The 1339-nt window shown below is 52.6% G+C and carries 2 protein-coding genes; one reads left to right on the forward strand and one right to left on the reverse strand.

Translation table 11 applies throughout. The features are described 5' to 3' along the window. Positions 1–141, reverse strand: a 141-nt coding sequence (locus IQ256_RS30620) for a recombinase family protein (RefSeq protein WP_193859187.1), incomplete at its 3' end; no start/stop codon positions are given. A 168-nt stretch (positions 142–309) separates the two neighbouring features. Here IQ256_RS30620 and IQ256_RS29260 point away from each other — a divergent pair. After that, entirely contained in the window at positions 310–1110 is an 801-nt protein-coding gene (locus IQ256_RS29260) for a hypothetical protein (RefSeq protein WP_193859188.1), read from the forward strand. Positions 1111–1339 lie beyond the last annotated feature (229 nt).

Here is a 1339-nt window from a genome sequence, read left to right on the forward strand (position 1 = left end):
CTCCAGAGCCTTCCTGCTGGACACAGACGAGGCCTTCTCAGCGAATAGCTTCTCGGCCCCTGCTGCCTTCAGATCGCGCTCCTGCGCTTCCAGACCGGCTTCTTGGTCTGCAGTCGATGTTCGTGCATATCCCAGTATCATGTGTGACGCTCCTTGGCTTCATTAGGAACTAGACCCTATGAAGCATATAGCGTCAAAATGCAATACCCATGTATGTGACGCCTTGAGACGAGGTGCTAGGAGAGCGTCACTAGGGCAAGGCCTATTGAGCAACTATTGTAATCGCCTGATAACGTAGGCCCACAATCAATGGAGGCGGTTTTGACTGCGGACGTGTTCTGGCTTGGCGTTCTTCAAACGACCATTGGTGCAACATTAGCCTTCGCACTGGGCTTGCTTGCCTTTCAGTTCCAACTTGGAACACAGCGGGCAGAAAGCCAAAAAGTCGCCAAAGCTGCAGCGAATGATGCGTTATTCAGGGCATTACAGGCTGCGATCCTGAATATTGAGACGTTAGCTAGCATCAAAATGCAGATCGTGGCCGATCTTCGAGAAGAAAGCCAACGAATGGAGACGTTGGTCAACGACTACTATAACGCCGATACGCGTGGGCGAGAGGCTGCCCTGAGAAGCATGAAAGAAGCCTCAGAGAGTTTCCACTCGTTCTACAAGACTACGCCCCCGCCCAGCATGTTGGAGCCGCCTGACTTCAATGAGCTATCGTTGGTCGTAAGGCAGATGCCAGCTCTAACGAACTTCCTGCATCGAGGCACGAGCACGTTTCACGACGTAATCGCAAGACTGGCTGAACGCAACGAGATGATCGCTAAGCACGCTACAGAGAACGATGCAGGCATGACCGAACATCGCTTCGTCTACTACATGTCGATGTTAACCGGGCTCGGAAACTCAATCTGCGAACATGTCGATGATGATCTCGCATTCTTCATGCTGGTTCGTCGGCAAGCTGAGAACTACTTGGCGAACCCTGAGTATGAAGGGATGTACGCATCGTACGAGATCGCCGCGCGCGCGCAGCCATTCTTGCCGGACGAGAACCGCTTTCCCGAACTGAATGCTCAAGTCAAAGTCTTCAGCTTCAACTCGTAGCTCCTTACTACTCGGCGTGTGGAAGCACGACGCCAACGCTAAACTTACGCGGTGAAAGGGGGGAGGGGGGAAGCGGAAACCGAGGTTCCGTCCAAGAAGCGCTTACAAGTTCGCAATAAAATCCAATCTGATATCCTAGTAGCCGAAGGAGCTGGTGGCTGAGCCGAGAATTCAGATATGGCTGCTCCAAAAATCTAGATCGTCGAGCTCAACGAAGTCGCCTTCATCC

Origin of the sequence: cf. Phormidesmis sp. LEGE 11477 (genome assembly GCF_015207105.1) — a bacterium.
Classification (GTDB): Bacteria; Cyanobacteriota; Cyanobacteriia; order Phormidesmidales; family Phormidesmidaceae; genus Phormidesmis.

Excerpts from the sequence above, each read along its gene's own strand:
- IQ256_RS29260 (WP_193859188.1), top strand. The coding sequence starts at position 310 with ATGGAGGCGGTTTTGACTGCGGACGTGTTCTGGCTTGGCGTTCTTCAA.